This window comes from Bacillus sp. 3G2, assembly GCF_044324725.1.
GTDB classification, from domain to species: Bacteria; Bacillota; Bacilli; order Bacillales; family Bacillaceae_G; genus Bacillus_A; species Bacillus_A mobilis.
Map to the genome: position 1 here is coordinate 1,398,301 of NZ_CP172246.1, position 17,714 is coordinate 1,416,014.

A 17,714-nucleotide genomic window follows, 5' to 3' on the forward strand; every position below is an offset into this window, starting at 1 on the left:
AAATGGCAAAAGTTTATTATGAGAAAGATGTAACGGTAAATGTATTAAAGGAAAAGAAAGTAGCAATCATCGGATATGGCTCGCAAGGTCATGCACATGCGCAAAACTTGCGTGATAACGGATTTGATGTAGTAGTAGGTTTAAGAAAAGGGAAATCTTGGGATAAAGCGAAAGAAGATGGATTTTCTGTATATACAGTAGCAGAAGCAGCAGAGCAGGCTGATTTAGTAATGATTTTACTACCTGATGAACTGCAGCCAGAAGTATATGAAGCGGAAATTGCACCAAATTTACAGGCAGGAAATTCTCTCGTTTTTGCACACGGATTTAATGTTCACTTTGATCAAGTGACACCACCAGCGAATGTAGATGTATTTCTAGTAGCGCCTAAAGGTCCAGGGCATCTTGTACGCCGTACGTTTGCTGAAGGCGGAGCGGTTCCTGCATTATTTGCCGTATATCAAGATGCGACAGGAGTTGCGACTGAAAAGGCACTTTCTTATGCTGATGGAATTGGAGCGACGAGAGCTGGTGTATTAGAAACGACGTTTAAAGAAGAAACAGAAACAGATTTATTTGGAGAGCAAGCTGTACTTTGCGGCGGAGTAACTGCGCTAGTAAAAGCTGGATTTGAAACGTTAGTTGATGCAGGATACCAGCCTGAACTTGCATATTTTGAATGTTTACATGAATTAAAACTAATCGTTGATCTTATGTATGAAGGCGGACTTGAAAATATGAGATATTCAGTTTCCGATACAGCGCAGTGGGGCGACTTCGTATCAGGACCACGCGTTGTAACGGAAGATACGAAGAAAGCGATGGGTGCAGTGCTAGCCGAAATTCAAGATGGTACATTTGCAAGAGGCTGGATTGCAGAGCATAAAGCAGGAAAACCGAATTTCCATGCGACAAATGAGAAAGAGAATGAACATGAAATCGAAGTAGTTGGACGTAAATTACGTGAAATGATGCCTTTCGTACAGCCGCGAGTAAAGGCAGGGGTCAAATAATATGAAGCAGATTTTGTTCATGGATACGACGCTACGTGATGGCGAACAATCACCAGGAGTGAATTTAAATGAACAAGAGAAATTGCAAATTGCAAGGCAATTAGAGAGACTGGGTATTCATGTCATGGAAGCTGGCTTTGCAGCAGCTTCCGAAGGGGATTTTCAATCGGTAAAACGCATCGCAAATACGATTCAAAATGCTACAGTTATGAGTTTAGCTAGAGCGAAAGAAAGTGATATTCGAAGAGCATATGAAGCGGTGAAAGGTGCTGTATCTCCCCGTCTACACGTATTTTTAGCTACGAGTGATATTCATATGAAGTATAAACTTTGTATGTCAAAGGAAGATGTGTTAGATAGTATTCATCGCTCGGTTACACTTGGGAAATCGTTATTTCCGACAGTACAATTTTCTGCAGAAGATGCGACAAGAACAGCAAGAGATTTTTTAGCTGAAGCAGTAGAAGTTGCGATTCGTGCAGGAGCAAATGTAATTAATATTCCAGATACAGTTGGATATACAAATCCAGAAGAGTATTATTCTCTTTTTAAATACTTACAAGAATCCGTTCCTTCATATGAAAAAGCAATTTTCTCTTGTCATTGTCACGATGATCTTGGGATGGCTGTAGCCAATTCATTAGCTGCGGTTGAAGGTGGAGCATTGCAAGTAGAAGGAACAATTAATGGAATTGGAGAAAGAGCAGGGAATGCGGCGTTAGAAGAGGTCGCAGTTGCTCTTCATATTAGAAAAGATTTCTATAAAGCGGAGTCTTCTATGACGCTAAAAGAAATTAAAGCGACGAGTACATTAGTAAGCAGATTATCAGGTATGGTCGTACCGAAAAATAAAGCGATTGTTGGAGCAAATGCATTCGCTCATGAATCAGGAATTCATCAAGATGGTGTATTAAAAGAAGTGACAACGTATGAGATTATTGAACCAGAGCTAGTAGGTGAATCTCAAAATCTATTTGTACTTGGAAAACATTCTGGACGTCACGCGTTTACAGAAAAAATGAAAGAGCTTGGCTATGAATTTACAAAGGAAGAACGAGATGCGGTGTTTGAAGCGTTTAAAAAATTAGCTGATCGTAAGAAGGAAATTACGGAGGAAGATTTACGTGCACTTATGCTTGGTGAAGCAGCATTTGCGGCTCAGCAATATACCATTACACAACTGCAAGTACATTTCGTATCAAATAGTACACAATGCGCGACAGTTGTGCTAAAAGATGAGGAAGGAAATGTATACGAAGATGCAGCTACTGGCTCTGGTAGTATTGAAGCGATTTATAATGCAATCCAAAGAATTTTAGGATTAGAATGTGAATTGGCGGATTATCGCATACAATCTATTACACAAGGTCAAGACGCACTAGCTCATGTTCATGTTGAATTAAAAGAAGGAACGCATCAAGTATCAGGTTTTGGTGTCGCGCAAGACGTATTGGAAGCGTCGGCGAGAGCATATGTCCATGCGGCGGGGAAATTAAAATCTTTTATCCAGCTTGTGAAATAAGTGGTTGATAGGTGAGAGAAGCTTTCCTCACCTATCAAATTAAAGTTCTGAAAATTCAGTTAAAAGGAGTGTTGAAATTGGAAAAACGTATCGTTTGTTTAGCTGGTGATGGTGTTGGCCCGGAAGTTATGGAAAGTGCGAAGGAAGTATTGCATATGATAGAGAGATTATATGGGCATCGTTTTCATTTGCAAGATGAGTACTTTGGCGGGAGTGCTATTGATTTAAATGGGCAACCATTACCACAGCGAACGCTTGCCGCCTGTTTAGCAAGTGATGCAGTTTTACTAGGAGCAGTTGGTGGACCAAGGTGGGATAGTGCGAAAGAAAGACCAGAAAAAGGATTATTAGCTTTAAGAAAAGGACTCGGCGTATTTGCGAATGTTCGCCCTGTAACGGTAGAAAGCGCAACGGCACATTTATCGCCATTAAAAAAGGCTGATGAAATTGATTTCGTTGTCGTTCGTGAATTAACAGGTGGAATTTATTTTTCTTATCCGAAAGAACGAACGGACGAAGTAGCAACAGATACACTTACGTATCATCGTCATGAAATTGAACGTATCGTTTCGTATGCTTTTCAATTAGCGAGCAAGCGGAAGAAGAAAGTAACATCGATTGATAAGGCGAATGTTTTAGAGTCTAGTAAACTATGGCGGACTGTGACAGAAGAAGTAGCACTTCGTTATCCAGACGTTGAATTAGAACATATTTTAGTAGATGCCGCTGCGATGGAATTAATTCGAAATCCAGGACGGTTTGATGTAATTGTAACGGAAAATTTATTTGGAGATATTTTGAGTGACGAGGCTTCCGTATTAGCTGGATCATTAGGGATGCTTCCATCAGCAAGTCACGCGGAAAAGGGACCTTCATTATACGAGCCTATTCACGGATCAGCACCGGATATTGCCGGGAAAAATAAGGCGAATCCAATTGCAATGATGCGCTCTGTTGCAATGATGCTTGGGCAATCGTTCGGATTAACGAGAGAAGGGTGTGCAATTGAAGAAGCAATTTCTGCAGTCCTTACATCAGGGAAATGTACAGCAGATATCGGGGGGACTGAAACGACAACTTCATTTACGAAGGCGGTTATGCAAGAAATGGAAGAGCAAGCGTTAGTAGGGAGAGGGAGATAATGGGGAAAAGGTTGCTAGATAAACTATGGGAAAGACATATAGTTACGACAAACGAAAATGGGTTGGATTTATTATATATCGATCTTCATCTTGTCCATGAAGTAACGTCACCGCAAGCCTTTGAAGGCTTGCGGCTTACAAATCGAACGGTCCGTAGACCAGATTTAACATTCGCAACGATGGATCATAATATTCCAACGAAAGATGTTTGGAATATTACCGATCGCATTGCGAAACAGCAACTAGATACACTTCGTGAAAATTGTAAACAATTTCAGGTACCGTTAGCGGATATTGGAGATGAAGAGCAAGGGATTGTTCATGTTATCGGACCAGAACTTGGGCTCACGCAGCCAGGAAAAACAATTGTTTGTGGTGATAGTCATACAGCAACACACGGTGCGTTTGGCGCGCTAGCATTTGGCATTGGCACGAGTGAAGTGGAACATGTATTGGCGACACAAACGTTATGGCAACGTAAACCGAAAGCGATGGGCATTGAGTTAAAAGGGAAATTACAGAAAGGTGTTTACGCGAAAGATATTATTTTGCATCTCCTATCAAAGTACGGTGTAGCAGTTGGAACTGGATACGTAATGGAGTTTTATGGAGAGACAATTGGAGCTATGGAGATGGAAGAGAGAATGACGCTTTGTAATATGGCAATTGAAGGAGGAGCGAAAGCTGGTATTATAGCACCAGATGAAAAAACATTTGCTTATGTAAAAGGACGTCAATATGCACCGAAAGACTATGAAACTTTCGAGAAAAAATGGTCTGAACTGTATACAGATTCAGATGCGATTTATGATTTACATATTTCAATTGATGTGGCGGATTTAGCACCGTACGTTACGTGGGGAACAAACCCGAGTATGGGTGTTCGTATTGATGAAAAATTGCCAGAAAAGCATGATGCAAATGACGAAAGAGCATTTTCTTATATGGGATTAAGCCCTGGACAAAGTACGTATGACATTCCAGTTCAGCATGTTTTTATTGGATCTTGTACAAATTCCAGGCTCTCTGATTTAGAAATTGCTGCATCTGTTGTGAAAGGAAGAAAGGTAAAAGAAGGTGTGCGAGCACTCGTTGTGCCTGGATCGAAAAGAGTAAGAGAAGCTGCGATGCAAAAAGGACTACATCACATCTTTGAAGAAGCAGGATTTGAATGGAGAGAACCTGGATGTTCAATGTGTCTTGGAATGAATCCAGATCAAGTACCTGAAGGAGAACATTGTGCTTCCACTTCAAACCGTAATTTTGAAGGAAGACAAGGAAAAGGAGCACGAACACATTTGGTTAGCCCAGCAATGGCGGCAGCAGCTGCATTATATGGTCATTTTGTTGATACTAGAAAGGAGAGTTATGATGGAGTCATTTCGTATTCATAAAGGTACTGCCGCAGTACTGATGAATGATAACATTGATACAGATCAAATTATTCCGAAGCAATATTTAAAGAGAATTGAAAGGACGGGATTTGGAAAATATTTATTCGATGAATGGCGTTATGATAATAACCGCCATGAAAACCCTAATTTTCCACTTAATGCACAAGATAGAAAAGGAGCAAGTATATTAATTACAGGTGATAATTTTGGTTGCGGTTCTTCAAGAGAACATGCTCCGTGGGCGCTTGCTGATTATGGTTTCCGTGTTATTATCGCTGGTGGGTTTGCAGATATTTTTTATATGAATTGTATGAAGAATGGTATGTTACCAATTGTAATGGATAAGGAAATGCGAGAACAACTTGCTAAAACGGATGCGAGAGAACAAATAGAAGTAGATTTAGAGAATGAAGTCATTACAACGAGTACGAACAGGTTTCATTTTACAATCGAGAAAATGTGGAAAGAGAAATTATTAAATGGTCTAGATGAAATTAGTATTACAATGCAATATGAACAAAAAATTGTAGAATATGAAAGGGAAGTAGCTTTATATTAAGAAATAACGGAATGTTCGAAATGTATTTACATTCAGAATTAAGTATTATATACTATGTAAAAAATCAGAGGAGAAAGGGAGTAAGTATTATGAATATCGTGCAACCTATTGAAATGCTTACACAACTACATCATCATACATAAAGCCCTTGAACCTAGCGTGAAAACGTGTAGGCACAAGGGTTATTCCCGTTGTACCTACACTCTACTAAAGAGCCTTGTAGGTATTTTGTCTACAAGGCTCTTTTTATTTTCGGTTTAGGTGGATGACATAGGCATACATTAGAAAGGGAAAGGTGTGAGAATTTAGATGACAAAATGGAAACGGGCAAATCCAAATGGAACGAGAGACTATTTATTTGAAGAATGTACGTTAATTGAAGAAGTGGAACAAAAATTAAGACGTACTTTTTTAGAGCGAGGTTATGAGGAAATAAGGACACCAACAATAGAATTTTATGATGTGTTTGCCTTTCAAAATAGACCGATAGATGAAGAAAAGATGTATAAATTTTTTGATGAAAAGGGACGGATTATCGTCTTGCGTCCAGATATGACAATTCCTTTAGCGAGAGTGATGGGAACGCAGAGGTGGGATACGCCGCTAAAACTGACGTATGGCGGGAATATATTTCGGGCGAATGAGTCCCTTACTGGAAAATATAATGAAATTGTACAAAGTGGTATTGAAATTATTGGGATTGATAATGTAAGAGCTGAAATTGAATGTGTTATAAGTGTCATTCAATCACTTCAAAAGGTGAAGGTGCAATCTTTTACAATAGAGATTGGGCAAGTGCAGTTATATAAATGTATTGTCAAAAAGCTCTCCATTCATGAGGAAGAAGAGAGAGTACTTAGAACATATATTGAAAGTAAAAATTATGCTGCTCTATCAAATTTTATTAGAGAAAAGAAATTAGATCGATGTGATGAAACAGTAAGATTACTTGAGAAATTACCAAGGCTATTTGGGAATTTAGAAGTGATTGAGGAAGCAGAAAAACTCGCCTCAAGTAATGAAATGAAAATGGCCATCGCAAGAGTGAAAGAAATATATGTAGCCATTGAAAAACTAGGCTATGGATCTTACATATCAATTGATTTAGGTATGATCCAACATCTAGATTACTATACGGGAGTTATTTTCAAAGGGTATATATATGAAATTGGAGAAGAAATTGTTAGTGGCGGAAGATATGATGAGTTAATTGGAAATTTTGGAGAAATGCTGCCGGCTGTTGGACTCGCGGTGCAAGTCAATCAAATTGTGAAGGCGCTGCAAGAGCAGCAAGAACCATATGAACGAAAGAGAATAGATATAATCATTCATTATGAGTTAAATAGATTAGCAGAAGCGGAAAGATTACGAAGTTTACTTCAAAAGGACGGGAAAAAAGTAGAGCTATCCTTATTCTCTAATGTAAACGACACCTTTCAATTCGCAAGAAAAAATCAAATAGTAACGGTTGTTGAGGCGAAGAATGAATCATTATTGGAATATGTATGGAAAGAGAAATGGGTAGTCCAGAAAGAAGGAGAAACCTCATGCGTAACATTCAAATTGCGTTAACGAAAGGGAGATTAGAAAAGCATGTGATTCCACTCTTTGAGCAGATTGGAATTGATTGTTCAGAGCTCAAAAATAAAGGGCGAAAGCTTGTCTTTCAAAGTAAAAATACAGATATCTCATTTATTTTAGTGAAAGCAGTAGATGTTGCTACTTATGTAGAACATGGAGTAGCGGATATTGGGGTCGTTGGAAAAGATATTTTAATGGAAAATGAGAAAGATATTTATGAAATGTTGGATTTAGGAGTAGGCGTGTGTAAGTTTTGTGTAGCTTCTATTCCTACTTATAATCCGAAGAGCTACCGGAAGAAACGTATTGCAACGAAATATCCCCATATTACTTCTAACTATTTTCATGATAAAGGAGAGGATGTAGAAATTATTAAAATAGAAGGTTCTGTAGAAATCGCTCCTATTCTTGGATTGGCAGATGCAATTGTTGATATTGTTGAAACAGGAACAACATTACAAGAAAATGGACTCATTGTATTTGAGGAAATGTATTCTATATCTGCTCGAATGATTGTAAATAAGGCTGCATTAAAAACTAAAAAAGACGAAATATTCAGTATCATAAATGTGATGGAGCAAGAAATTTTGTCAGGAAAATAGGGGGACTTGAAATGGAGATCGTTTGTGAAGATTTTCAAAAGGCGTTATCGAAAATAAAATTGCTACGGGAAAACGCTAATATAATAGAAGAAACTGTTCAAAGAAGTGTAAGAGAGATCGTTCAAAATGTAAGGGAGAATAGGGATGAGGCCCTATCTTTTTATACAAACAAGTTTGATGGTGTAAAGATGAAAGAGTTTCGTGTAAGGGAAGAAGAAATAGAACGAGCGAGTATGTTCGTAGAAAATTCATTTTTAGAAGCGTTACAAGAGGCGAAGAAAAACATTATATCGTATCATGAAAAGCAAAAAAGGCAATCTATATTCGATTGCGAGAGTAAAGGCATTATTAGGGGACAAATTATTCGGCCGTTAGAAAATGTAGGAGTATATGTGCCAGGGGGAACTGCTTCGTATCCTTCGTCAGTATTAATGAATGTATTACCAGCGAAACTCGCTGGTGTGAAAAAGATTGTAATGGTAACACCGCCGAGAGAAGGAGGAATTGATCCACATATTTTAGTTGCTGCAAGTCTTGCAGGGGTAGATGAAATGTATATGATAGGTGGTGCGCAAGCAATTGCTGCCTTAGCATACGGGACGGAATCGATTCCGAAAATGGATAAAATAGTTGGACCAGGAAATTTGTACGTCGCTCTAGCGAAACGAGAAGTATATGGAATAGTAAATATCGATATGATTGCTGGACCATCAGAAATTGTAGTTATCGCTGATGAAACCGGCAATGCAAAATATATTGCTGCTGATTTATTATCACAGGCAGAGCATGACGAGAGAGCGACAGCAATTTGTATTACAACGAATATAGAGTTAGCAAAAGAAGTAGAAAAAGAGATAGAAAGACAGTTAGAAACATTACCAAGAAGCGAAATTGCACGTGAATCGATAAATAGAAATGGAGCCATTTGTATCGTTCCTTCTTTAGATGAGGCACTACAATTATCGAATGAAATTGCCCCGGAACATTTAGAGTTACATATAAAAGAACCGATGAATGCACTAGCTTACGTGAAACATGCAGGATCTATCTTTCTTGGACCATATGCGCCGGAACCACTTGGCGATTATGTAGCAGGACCGAATCATGTGTTACCGACAAGTGGAACGGCAAGGTTTTTCTCACCGTTATCAGTCGATGATTTCGTGAAAAAATCAAGCTTTCTGTCTTATACAGAGGAAGCGTTAAGAGATGTACAACATCACATTGTAGAACTTGCGAATAAAGAAGGGTTACATGCGCATGCAAGAGCAATTCAAATAAGATTTGAGGAGGAAGAATAATGCGAGAGTCTAGTCAAATACGTGAGACGACAGAAACAAAAATAAAATTAAGTTTGCAGCTTGATGAAGGAAAGGATGTTTCTGTACAAACGGGAGTTGGATTTTTTGATCATATGCTAACTTTATTTGCAAGGCATGGAAGATTCGGTTTGCAAGTGGAGGCGGAAGGCGATGTATTTGTTGATGCACATCATACAGTTGAAGATGTTGGAATTGTGCTTGGAAATTGTTTGAAAGAAGCATTGCAAAATAAAGAGGGGATTAACCGTTATGGCTCTGCTTATGTACCGATGGATGAATCTTTAGGTTTTGTCGCAATTGATATAAGCGGACGCTCGTATATTGTGTTTCAAGGAGAATTAACGAATCCAAAGCTAGGGGATTTTGATACAGAACTAACAGAAGAATTTTTTAGAGCAGTTGCTCATGCTGCAAATATTACGTTACATGCCCGCATTTTATATGGAAATAATACACATCACAAAGTAGAAGCGTTGTTTAAGGCGTTTGGTAGAGCACTTAGAGAAGCAGTCGAAAGAAATGCCAACATTACTGGTGTAAATTCAACGAAAGGGATGTTGTAATTGATTGCTATTATAGATTATGGAATGGGAAATATTCGTAGTGTAGAACAAGCATTAAAATATATTGGAGCAGCGTACATCGTAACGAGTGATAAAGAAGAGATTTTTAAAAGTGATGGAGTGATTTTACCAGGAGTAGGTGCATTTCCAAAAGCGATGGATGTATTGGAAGAAAAAGATTTAGTGTGTGTATTAAAAGAAGTCGGGCGTTCAGGAAAACCGCTTCTAGGCATTTGCTTAGGAATGCAGCTTTTATTTGAAAAAAGTGAAGAACTACAAGACTGTAACGGATTAAGTTTATTGCCAGGTGTTATTCGAAAGCTAAAAGTCCCTTATAAAATTCCACATATGGGATGGAATGAGTTAAAGAAAGAGGGAGAAATAGCACTTTGGAATGGAGTAGAGGACGGTTCTTTCGTATATTATGTCCATTCTTATTACGCAGATTGTCCTAATGAAATTGTATATGGAATAAGTGAATATGGATTGAAAGTACCGGGTTTTGTAGCGAAAGGAAATATATACGGCGCACAGTTTCATCCTGAAAAAAGTGGTGACATGGGGATGCAAATGTTGAAAAATTTCAAAGGGGTGGTAGAAGCATGGAAATCTTCCCAGCTATCGATTTAAAAGAGGGACGATGCGTTAGACTGTATCAAGGAGAGTTTAGTAAAGAAACAGTAATGAATGAAGACCCGGTTGCGCAAGCGGTTATATTCGAAAAATCGGGAGCTAAAACACTACACATTGTTGATTTAGATGGTGCAATTGCTGGGGAGTCAGTAAATTTGCTCGTTATTGAAAGGATTTGCAAGGCAGTACGTATTCCAGTGCAAGTAGGAGGAGGCATTCGATCACTTGTAGCGGTAGAGAAGTTATTGTCAGTAGGTGTAGATAAAGTGATTTTAGGAACAGCTGCTCTTTATGATAAGGCATTTTTAGAGGAAGCAGTTCGTCTATATAAAGAAAAAATCATTGTTGGAATTGATGCGAAAAATGGTTTCGTAGCAACGAGAGGCTGGCTTGATATATCTGAAATTTCTTACATTGACTTAGCGAAGCAAATGGAGAATGAAGGTGTTCAAACGATTGTGTTTACAGACATTTCGAAAGACGGAACACTTGCAGGGCCAAATGTAGAGCAATTGGAGTTACTACAAAAAAGTGTTGCTATTCGTCTTATTGCTTCTGGAGGAGTGGCATCTATTCAAGATGTGAAAAAATTAAATGATATGAATATATACGGCGTCATAATTGGTAAGGCTCTTTACGAGAAAACGATTAATTTAGAAGAAGTATTAGAGGTAACAAAGTTATGTTAGCGAAACGCATTATTCCATGTCTAGATGTGAAAGAAGGGCGAGTCGTAAAAGGTGTGAATTTTATAGGATTACAAGACGTCGGTGATCCTGTTGAAATAGCTGCCTTATACAATGATGCGGGAGCAGATGAAATTGTATTTTTAGATATTACGGCAACGCATGAAGGACGAAAAACAATTATCGATGTTGTAGAACAAACAGCTTCGAAAGTATTTATTCCTCTTACAGTTGGCGGGGGGATTTCAAGTGTTAAAGATATGTACAATTTACTAAGAGCTGGAGCGGATAAAGTTTCAATTAACTCAGCGGCAGTGCGAAATTCAAAGCTAATCAAAGAAGGGGCAGAACACTTTGGCTCACAATGTATTGTCGTCGCAATTGATGCTAGAAAAATAGCAGAAGATAAGTGGAATGTATATGTGAACGGCGGAAGAGTTGATACGGGAATGGATGCAATTGAATGGGCAAAGCGCGTTACCGAGCTAGGTGCAGGCGAAATTTTGTTAACGAGTATGGATGCAGATGGAACGAAAAATGGATATGACCTTCGTTTAACAGAAGAAATTTCAAAAATCGTTTCCGTACCAGTCATCGCGTCAGGCGGGTGCGGTCATGTTGATCACATTATAGAAGTCTTTCAAAAGACAACAGTTGATGCAGCGTTAGCGGCATCCATCTTTCATTATGGTGAGGCGACAGTGCAGGACGTAAAGAGAAAATTAAGAAATGAAAACGTTGAGGTGCGGCTATGAAACCAAACTTTTCAAAAGGATTACTACCAGCAGTTGTAATGGAAGAAGGGACAAAAGAAGTTTTAATGCTAGCTTATATGAATGAAGAAGCATATGAAAAAACGCTAGAAACGAAAAGAACATGGTTTTATTCTCGTTCAAGAAGGTTGTTATGGAATAAAGGAGAAACATCAGGAAATGTCCAATATGTGCAATCTCTTTATCTAGATTGTGATCAAGATTCAATCGTTGTTGTCGTAAAACAAGTAGGACCTGCTTGTCATACAGGAGAGAAAACGTGTTTTCATTACAAAATTATATAGGGGGATACATATGGGAAACGCCTTTACATTACTATTTGAAACAATTGAAGAACGAAAGAGAAATCCACTGCCTGAATCGTATACAAATTACTTGTTTTCAAAAGGAGAAGATAAAATTTTAAAGAAAATTGGTGAAGAATGCACGGAAGTAATTATCGCATCTAAAAATAATGATAAAGAAGAATTGGTGAAAGAAATGGTGGATGTATTGTATCACTGCTTCGTTTTATTAGCCGAAAAAAATATATCATTAGAAGATGTTAAGGAGGAAGTGACAGAAAGAAATGGGAAACTTTCGCGAGTAGGGGACAGAAGAGATATAGATACATTATAAGGGGGAATATAGATGAAGGTGGATTATCACATTCATTTAGAAGAAGGGCCATATTCAATAGGGTGGCTAGCTAAAATAAATGAATCATTGCAACAGTATGAACCGCTTAAAGAAGAAAAACATTCTATGGAATGGCTTGTGAAAACACAAGAACGCCTGCAAAGGCGTGTGAAAGAAGGGCCATTTACAACGAAATGGATTGATTTATATTTAGAAGAAGCTTTGCGAAAAGGTATAAAAGAAGTTGGCATTGTCGATCATTTATACCGTTTTTATGAAGCGAAAGAATACTATGAAAGATATGTCGATATTAGTGATTCTAAGCTTGGTCGTTTACAGAAGGAATGGCTAGATCAAGTAAGGGTAGCATCACTACATGATTTTACAAAGGCAATAGAAGAAGCGAAAGAACGTTGGAGTAAACGAGGCGTGACGCTTAAACTTGGAATTGAAGCGGATTATTTTATTGGTGGTGAACAAGAATTACAATCTTTACTAGCATTACGAGACTTTGATTATGTAATTGGTTCTGTCCATTTTTTAAATGGCTGGGGATTTGATAATCCAGACACGAAAGAATATTTTAAGGAGCATAACTTATATGCTTTATATGATACGTTTTTCAAAACGGTTGAGTGTGCAGTTCGCTCTCAGTTATTTGATATAATAGCTCATCTTGATAACATAAAGGTATTTAATTATCGGTTAGATGAGAATGAACAACTTTCGTATTATAAGGACATTGCGCGTGCATTAGTAGAAACAAATACGGCAACGGAAATAAATGCAGGATTGTACTATCGATATCCTGTGCGCGAAATGTGTCCGAGTCCGCTATATTTACAAGTATTAGCTAAGCATGGGGTTCCGATTACTCTCTCCTCAGATGCTCATTATCCGCATGATTTAGGAAAATATGTGGAAGAGAATATAAAGACGTTACGCAGTCATGATATTTCACACTTAGCTACCTTTACGAAACGAGTAAGAACGATGAGATTACTGGAAGAAGAAGTATCCATTTCAAAATAATCACGATTTTTTGATGAAAACTCTCCTTTTTGTTCAAAATAAGAAAGAATAAAAAGGAGGGTAAGAAATGGTGAAACAACAAAATAAACAAAATGTTCAAAGTGCACAGCAACAAGCGTATACTTCTGAAACGAATGCTACATCTCAATCCGTTATTGAGGAACAAATTAGTGATACAGTTGCAGAAGGAACGATCGATGTGAAGCTTGGAAAAGAATCGCAAGAAAAAGCATAAGAAGAGGGGAGACTTGCATCTCCTCTTTTTTTATGGAAAAGTGTCGATTTTTAAAACTATAATCAAATTCCTTGGTTTTTATATGTGGATTTCTTACAATGAAAGATAAGAGGTATCTTATTTTCTATAGAAGAGGTGTTAGTAGTGGCAAAAATATTAGTAGCAGGAAAAATTCCAGCAATCGGATTAGAACTATTAAAGGATCATGATGTAGAAATGTACGATAAAGAGGCTTTAATTTCTTTAGATGAATTAACAGAGCGTGCAAAAGATAAAGATGCATTGTTAAGCCTACTTTCTACAAAGGTGACAAAAGAAGTGATTGATGCGGCACCTAATTTGAAAATTATTGCAAACTACGGTGCTGGTTACGATAATATTGATTACTCGTATGCCGGAGAAAAAGGGATTGCGGTAACGAATACACCGAAAGTATCAACCGAAGCGACAGCAGAATTAACATTTGCACTTCTTTTAGCAGCTGCACGTAGAATTCCGGAAGGTGATACGCTATGTCGTACAACTGGATTTAACGGATGGGCACCATTATTTTTCTTAGGCCGTGAAGTACATGGGAAAACAATTGGAATTATTGGCCTTGGAGAAATCGGAAAAGCAGTTGCAAAGCGTGCGAAAGCGTTTGGAATGAATGTTTTATATACAGGGCCAAATCGAAAACTTGAAGCTGAAAGTGAACTGGAAGCAACATATGTAACATTGGAAGAATTATTACAAACAGCAGACTTTATTACAATTAACTGTGCGTATAATCCGAAATTGCATCATATGATTGATGAAGAACAGTTTAAAATGATGAAGAAAACAGCGTATATTGTAAATGCTTCACGTGGACCAATTATGCATGAAGCGGCACTTGCTCATGCATTAAAAACGAATGAGATTGAAGGGGCGGCTCTTGACGTATTTGAATTTGAACCGAAAATTACTGAAGAGCTAAAAGGATTAAAGAATGTAGTACTTGCTCCTCACGTAGGAAATGCAACATTCGAAACGCGTGATGCGATGGCTGAAATGGCAGTAAGAAATATTTTAGCCGTATTAAAAGGTGAAGAGCCTGTAACACCTGTAAATCAAAAAGCAGTAGTTACAAAATAAAAAGAAACCTTCCGAAATCGGAAGGTTTCTTATTTTTCTTTATTTGCTCTTTTAGATGGTCTTTGTCTAAGAAATTGAGATAGCATATACAAAATATATAGTGGAATAGCAATGAATAAGAAAACAGAAAAGTTACCGATCCCTGTTTGGTACATTGTGATAATGCTTCCAACTAAAAATAGTGTAATAATGATGCTATATCGTGGAAGTGGTACATCTTTTAAACTTGGGATACGAATGCGGCTCACCATCAAAAATGCGAACGTTACAAAGACTGTAATAAGAACGATTTTTGGAATGATATGTGAAAATAATGTTAAGAAAGCAACAAGCCCTCCCGCTGCTGTAATCGGTACCCCAGTGAAATATTTCATTGAAGTAGAAGATGGTGTTACATTAAATCGTGCTAAACGATATGCTCCGAAAAGAGGGAATAGTCCCGCTATGTATAGTCCGATGATTCCGTAATTGGAGAAAGATGTGTAATACATAAGAACAGCAGGTGCGGCACCAAATGTCACGACATCCGCAAGTGAGTCAAGCTCTTTTCCCATTTGTGAATCAACGCGTAATAAACGAGCAACACGCCCATCAAGACTATCTAACATCATCCCGATAAGTACTAAAATAGCAGCTGATTTATAATATCCTAAAGATGCATAGCCGATTGACAAGAATCCACTATATAAATTTCCGAGCGTAAATAAGTTTGGTATAGCTGCTCTATACAAAATCTGATCCCTTGCTTTCTGTAATAAATTCTTAATTAGTGTATGAAATTTTACTTATTTTATCATACCATAAATTTCTTCCTCATACGAAAGAAATTCCCAATTTGTGAAAGATTTCATAGAAGAATGATTTGAAAAATAAGTAAAAAAAGAAGCAACTTTTATAAAGTTGCTTCTAGTACTACTCAAATTTCGTTGTCATTGTTCCAGTTTTATAACGATTGTTAGGATCGAAACGTAATAAATCTCCATAAATGAGTTTATCGGAGAGTTTCAATTCAGTTTTCGCTTTTTCAATATTTGGTTGGCATAATGAAATGTCAGCTTCTTCACCTGTATTTCGTTTATAGCACATGTTTTTTGTATACACATAATCTTCCGAAACGAAGCTACCATCACGCATTACCATAAGTGGATCTTTTTCTTTAATAAATAAGTCAGTTCCAAATTCAACGGATTGATTTGTTTTAATACCAAGTAAATGAAGTAGCGTTGGTTTAATATCAATTTGACCAGATACTTTAGAAATGACTTTTCCTTCTTGACCAGGTACATGAATAATGAGAGGGACGCGTTGTAATTGCATAGAATCAAACGGTGTAATAGCGTCTTTCCCAAGGAACTGGGCCATAGCTGCATTATGGTTTTCTGAAATGCCGTAATGATCTCCATAAATGACAATAACAGAATTATCATACAGTCCTTCATCTTTTAACTGTTTAATAAATAATTTAAGAGCTTCATCCGTATAACGAACGGTTGGGAAGTAGCGGTTTACAACACCACTTTCCGAATTAAACTCATCAACATATTGATCTTCTGGATTTAGAAGAAATGGAAAATGGTTTGTTAAAGTAATAAATTTTGTATAGAACGGTTGTGGTAAAGATTTTAACTTTGGAATCGATTGTTCAAAGAACTCTTTATCTTTTAATCCCCAGCCGACAGACATTTGTTCTGTGCCTACGTAATCATTTAAATTAAAGTAACGATCATATCCGAGCGCAGGATACATTACATCACGATTCCAAAACGTTTTATCGTTTGAATGGAAGACAGCAGAAGAATATCCGTATTTCTTTAATTGCTCTGGTGTAGCTGTATATTCATTTGTTGCGTGAGTAAAGAATACAGAACCGCGGTCTAACGGATAAAGTGAATTTTCAACGATAAATTCAGCATCAGAAGTTTTACCTTGTCCCGTTTGATGATAGAAGTTATCGAAATAAAAACTATCTTTAATAAATTCATTTAAAAATGGAGTAATTTCTTTTCCATTTATTTTTTTATTAATAACAAAACTTTGTGTAGATTCCATGGAAATCAAAATAACATTTTTACCTTTTGCAGCTCCGAATAAGTCTTTATCAACTTGCTTATCTTTTGAGTCTGTATAGTTTTTAATTTCAGAGAACCCGTCTCCACTTGCAAATACACGTTCAGCTGAAGATTTAGATTGAAGTGTTATATCAAATAGATGATATGTGTATAAACCTAAATTTTTCACGACTGTTTGACGATCAAATGAGCGTGAGAACATTTGTGGTTTATAAATAACGGAAACAACAATTTGTAGTGCTAATAAAGCTGTTACACCGCTAAAGAAAGTTCGCTTCTCAGAGCGAGAAAGCGGCGTCTTGTCACAAAATGCCGGGAATTTACGTGAAAGAAACATTAAAATAATCGCATCTGCAAATAAAAGTAATGTTTTGTACGTAAAGAGTTCTTTTATACTCGTCCCTAAATCAGCCATATTATTTGTTTGGAATAAAACTGGGAATGTAACGAAATCGTTATAAAACCCATAAAACATTGCATTTCCAAATAAAATAAAGGACAGTATAAAACTGATTCCAACTATAATGCGGTTTCGGTGTTTAGATGCAAATAAAGCAAAACCGAAAAATAAAAGTAACGCAGCTAGTGGATTAATAAAAAGCATAAATTCTTCAAAGAAATTATCAATTTTAATATCAAATGCTAGCTTGTACACAATATATGTTTTTATCCATAATAAAACGACTGCAACGAGTGCAAATCGCAGTTTTGGAAACAGACGTTGTAGCATAATATACTCCTCTCCTAAAAAGCATGACCGTTCTTGTGAGCTGGTTTGATTAGCACCTCATTTTATATATACGAACAGTCCTTTATTATTATGTTTATTATACTATGAGTATCATTATACGAAA

19 protein-coding genes are annotated in these 17,714 nt (G+C 37.2%); 17 read left to right on the forward strand and 2 right to left on the reverse strand.

Annotated elements, in window-relative coordinates; genetic code table 11:
- The first annotated feature begins 2 nt into the window (after positions 1-2).
- The 17 genes from ilvC to ACHZK0_RS07250 all read left to right on the forward strand — a co-directional run bounded on the left by ilvC (position 3) and on the right by ACHZK0_RS07250 (position 14,791).
- A complete protein-coding gene (ilvC, locus tag ACHZK0_RS07170) occupies positions 3-1,013 on the forward strand; it encodes a ketol-acid reductoisomerase (protein ID WP_395761372.1) in 1,011 nt (336 codons plus the stop codon).
- A 1-nt stretch (position 1,014) separates the two neighbouring features.
- Complete coding sequence (leuA, locus tag ACHZK0_RS07175) at positions 1,015-2,535, forward strand: 2-isopropylmalate synthase (RefSeq protein ID WP_262741085.1); 1,521 nt, start codon at positions 1,015-1,017, stop codon at positions 2,533-2,535.
- 77 nt (positions 2,536-2,612) lie between these two features.
- A complete protein-coding gene (gene leuB, locus ACHZK0_RS07180) occupies positions 2,613-3,677 on the forward strand; it encodes a 3-isopropylmalate dehydrogenase (RefSeq protein ID WP_270342201.1) in 1,065 nt (354 codons plus the stop codon).
- The gene (leuC, locus tag ACHZK0_RS07185) at positions 3,677-5,071 is read left to right on the forward strand and encodes a 3-isopropylmalate dehydratase large subunit (RefSeq protein ID WP_262741087.1); all 1,395 of its coding nucleotides are present in this window, start codon (positions 3,677-3,679) and stop codon (positions 5,069-5,071) included. The genes leuB and leuC overlap by 1 nt, the downstream gene beginning before the upstream one ends.
- Positions 5,049-5,630, forward strand: a complete 582-nt coding sequence (gene leuD, locus ACHZK0_RS07190; RefSeq protein WP_262741088.1) for a 3-isopropylmalate dehydratase small subunit — start codon at positions 5,049-5,051, stop codon at positions 5,628-5,630. Before leuC ends, leuD begins: the two co-directional genes overlap by 23 nt.
- A 309-nt stretch (positions 5,631-5,939) precedes the next feature.
- Positions 5,940-7,202 carry an ATP phosphoribosyltransferase regulatory subunit gene (gene hisZ / locus ACHZK0_RS07195; RefSeq protein ID WP_262741089.1) on the forward strand — a complete coding sequence of 421 codons (1,263 nt, stop codon included), beginning with the start codon at positions 5,940-5,942 and terminating at the stop codon, positions 7,200-7,202.
- On the forward strand, positions 7,178-7,813 hold the full coding sequence (gene hisG, locus ACHZK0_RS07200) for an ATP phosphoribosyltransferase (protein WP_395761373.1): 636 nt from the start codon (positions 7,178-7,180) through the stop codon (positions 7,811-7,813). Before hisZ ends, hisG begins: the two co-directional genes overlap by 25 nt.
- An 11-nt stretch (positions 7,814-7,824) precedes the next feature.
- Positions 7,825-9,114 (forward strand): histidinol dehydrogenase, encoded by a 1,290-nt coding sequence (hisD, locus tag ACHZK0_RS07205; protein WP_270606072.1) that lies wholly within the window; start codon positions 7,825-7,827, stop codon positions 9,112-9,114.
- Positions 9,114-9,698: an imidazoleglycerol-phosphate dehydratase HisB gene (hisB, locus tag ACHZK0_RS07210; protein WP_395761374.1), complete on the forward strand. Its 585-nt coding sequence runs from the start codon at positions 9,114-9,116 to the stop codon at positions 9,696-9,698. Before hisD ends, hisB begins: the two co-directional genes overlap by 1 nt.
- Complete coding sequence (gene hisH / locus ACHZK0_RS07215; RefSeq protein ID WP_395761375.1) at positions 9,699-10,328, forward strand: imidazole glycerol phosphate synthase subunit HisH; 630 nt, start codon at positions 9,699-9,701, stop codon at positions 10,326-10,328.
- Positions 10,301-11,020 carry a 1-(5-phosphoribosyl)-5-[(5-phosphoribosylamino)methylideneamino]imidazole-4-carboxamide isomerase gene (gene hisA, locus ACHZK0_RS07220; RefSeq protein ID WP_262741093.1) on the forward strand — a complete coding sequence of 240 codons (720 nt, stop codon included), beginning with the start codon at positions 10,301-10,303 and terminating at the stop codon, positions 11,018-11,020. The genes hisH and hisA overlap by 28 nt, the downstream gene beginning before the upstream one ends.
- The gene (gene hisF / locus ACHZK0_RS07225; protein WP_395761376.1) at positions 11,014-11,772 is read left to right on the forward strand and encodes an imidazoleglycerol phosphate synthase cyclase subunit; all 759 of its coding nucleotides are present in this window, start codon (positions 11,014-11,016) and stop codon (positions 11,770-11,772) included. The genes hisA and hisF overlap by 7 nt, the downstream gene beginning before the upstream one ends.
- The gene (gene hisI, locus ACHZK0_RS07230) at positions 11,769-12,074 is read left to right on the forward strand and encodes a phosphoribosyl-AMP cyclohydrolase (RefSeq protein WP_262741095.1); all 306 of its coding nucleotides are present in this window, start codon (positions 11,769-11,771) and stop codon (positions 12,072-12,074) included. The genes hisF and hisI overlap by 4 nt, the downstream gene beginning before the upstream one ends.
- A 10-nt stretch (positions 12,075-12,084) precedes the next feature.
- Complete coding sequence (hisE, locus tag ACHZK0_RS07235) at positions 12,085-12,408, forward strand: phosphoribosyl-ATP diphosphatase (RefSeq protein ID WP_395761377.1); 324 nt, start codon at positions 12,085-12,087, stop codon at positions 12,406-12,408.
- A 12-nt stretch (positions 12,409-12,420) separates the two neighbouring features.
- The gene (locus tag ACHZK0_RS07240) at positions 12,421-13,440 is read left to right on the forward strand and encodes a histidinol phosphate phosphatase domain-containing protein (protein WP_270342192.1); all 1,020 of its coding nucleotides are present in this window, start codon (positions 12,421-12,423) and stop codon (positions 13,438-13,440) included.
- A gap of 67 nt (positions 13,441-13,507) precedes the next feature.
- Positions 13,508-13,675 (forward strand): DUF4025 domain-containing protein, encoded by a 168-nt coding sequence (locus ACHZK0_RS07245; RefSeq protein WP_270342189.1) that lies wholly within the window; start codon positions 13,508-13,510, stop codon positions 13,673-13,675.
- Between the two features lie 144 nt (positions 13,676-13,819).
- Positions 13,820-14,791 (forward strand): NAD(P)-dependent oxidoreductase, encoded by a 972-nt coding sequence (locus tag ACHZK0_RS07250; protein WP_270342187.1) that lies wholly within the window; start codon positions 13,820-13,822, stop codon positions 14,789-14,791.
- Between the two features lie 29 nt (positions 14,792-14,820).
- Here the strand turns inward: ACHZK0_RS07250 and pssA are convergent, their stop codons facing one another.
- Both pssA and ACHZK0_RS07260 read right to left on the reverse strand, forming a co-directional pair.
- Positions 14,821-15,522, reverse strand: coding sequence for a CDP-diacylglycerol--serine O-phosphatidyltransferase (gene pssA / locus ACHZK0_RS07255; RefSeq protein ID WP_000285414.1), 702 nt, complete (start codon positions 15,520-15,522; stop codon positions 14,821-14,823).
- Positions 15,523-15,703: 181 nt separating this feature from the next.
- Positions 15,704-17,590, reverse strand: a complete 1,887-nt coding sequence (locus tag ACHZK0_RS07260) for an LTA synthase family protein (protein WP_262741099.1) — start codon at positions 17,588-17,590, stop codon at positions 15,704-15,706.
- Positions 17,591-17,714: the final 124 nt, after the last annotated feature.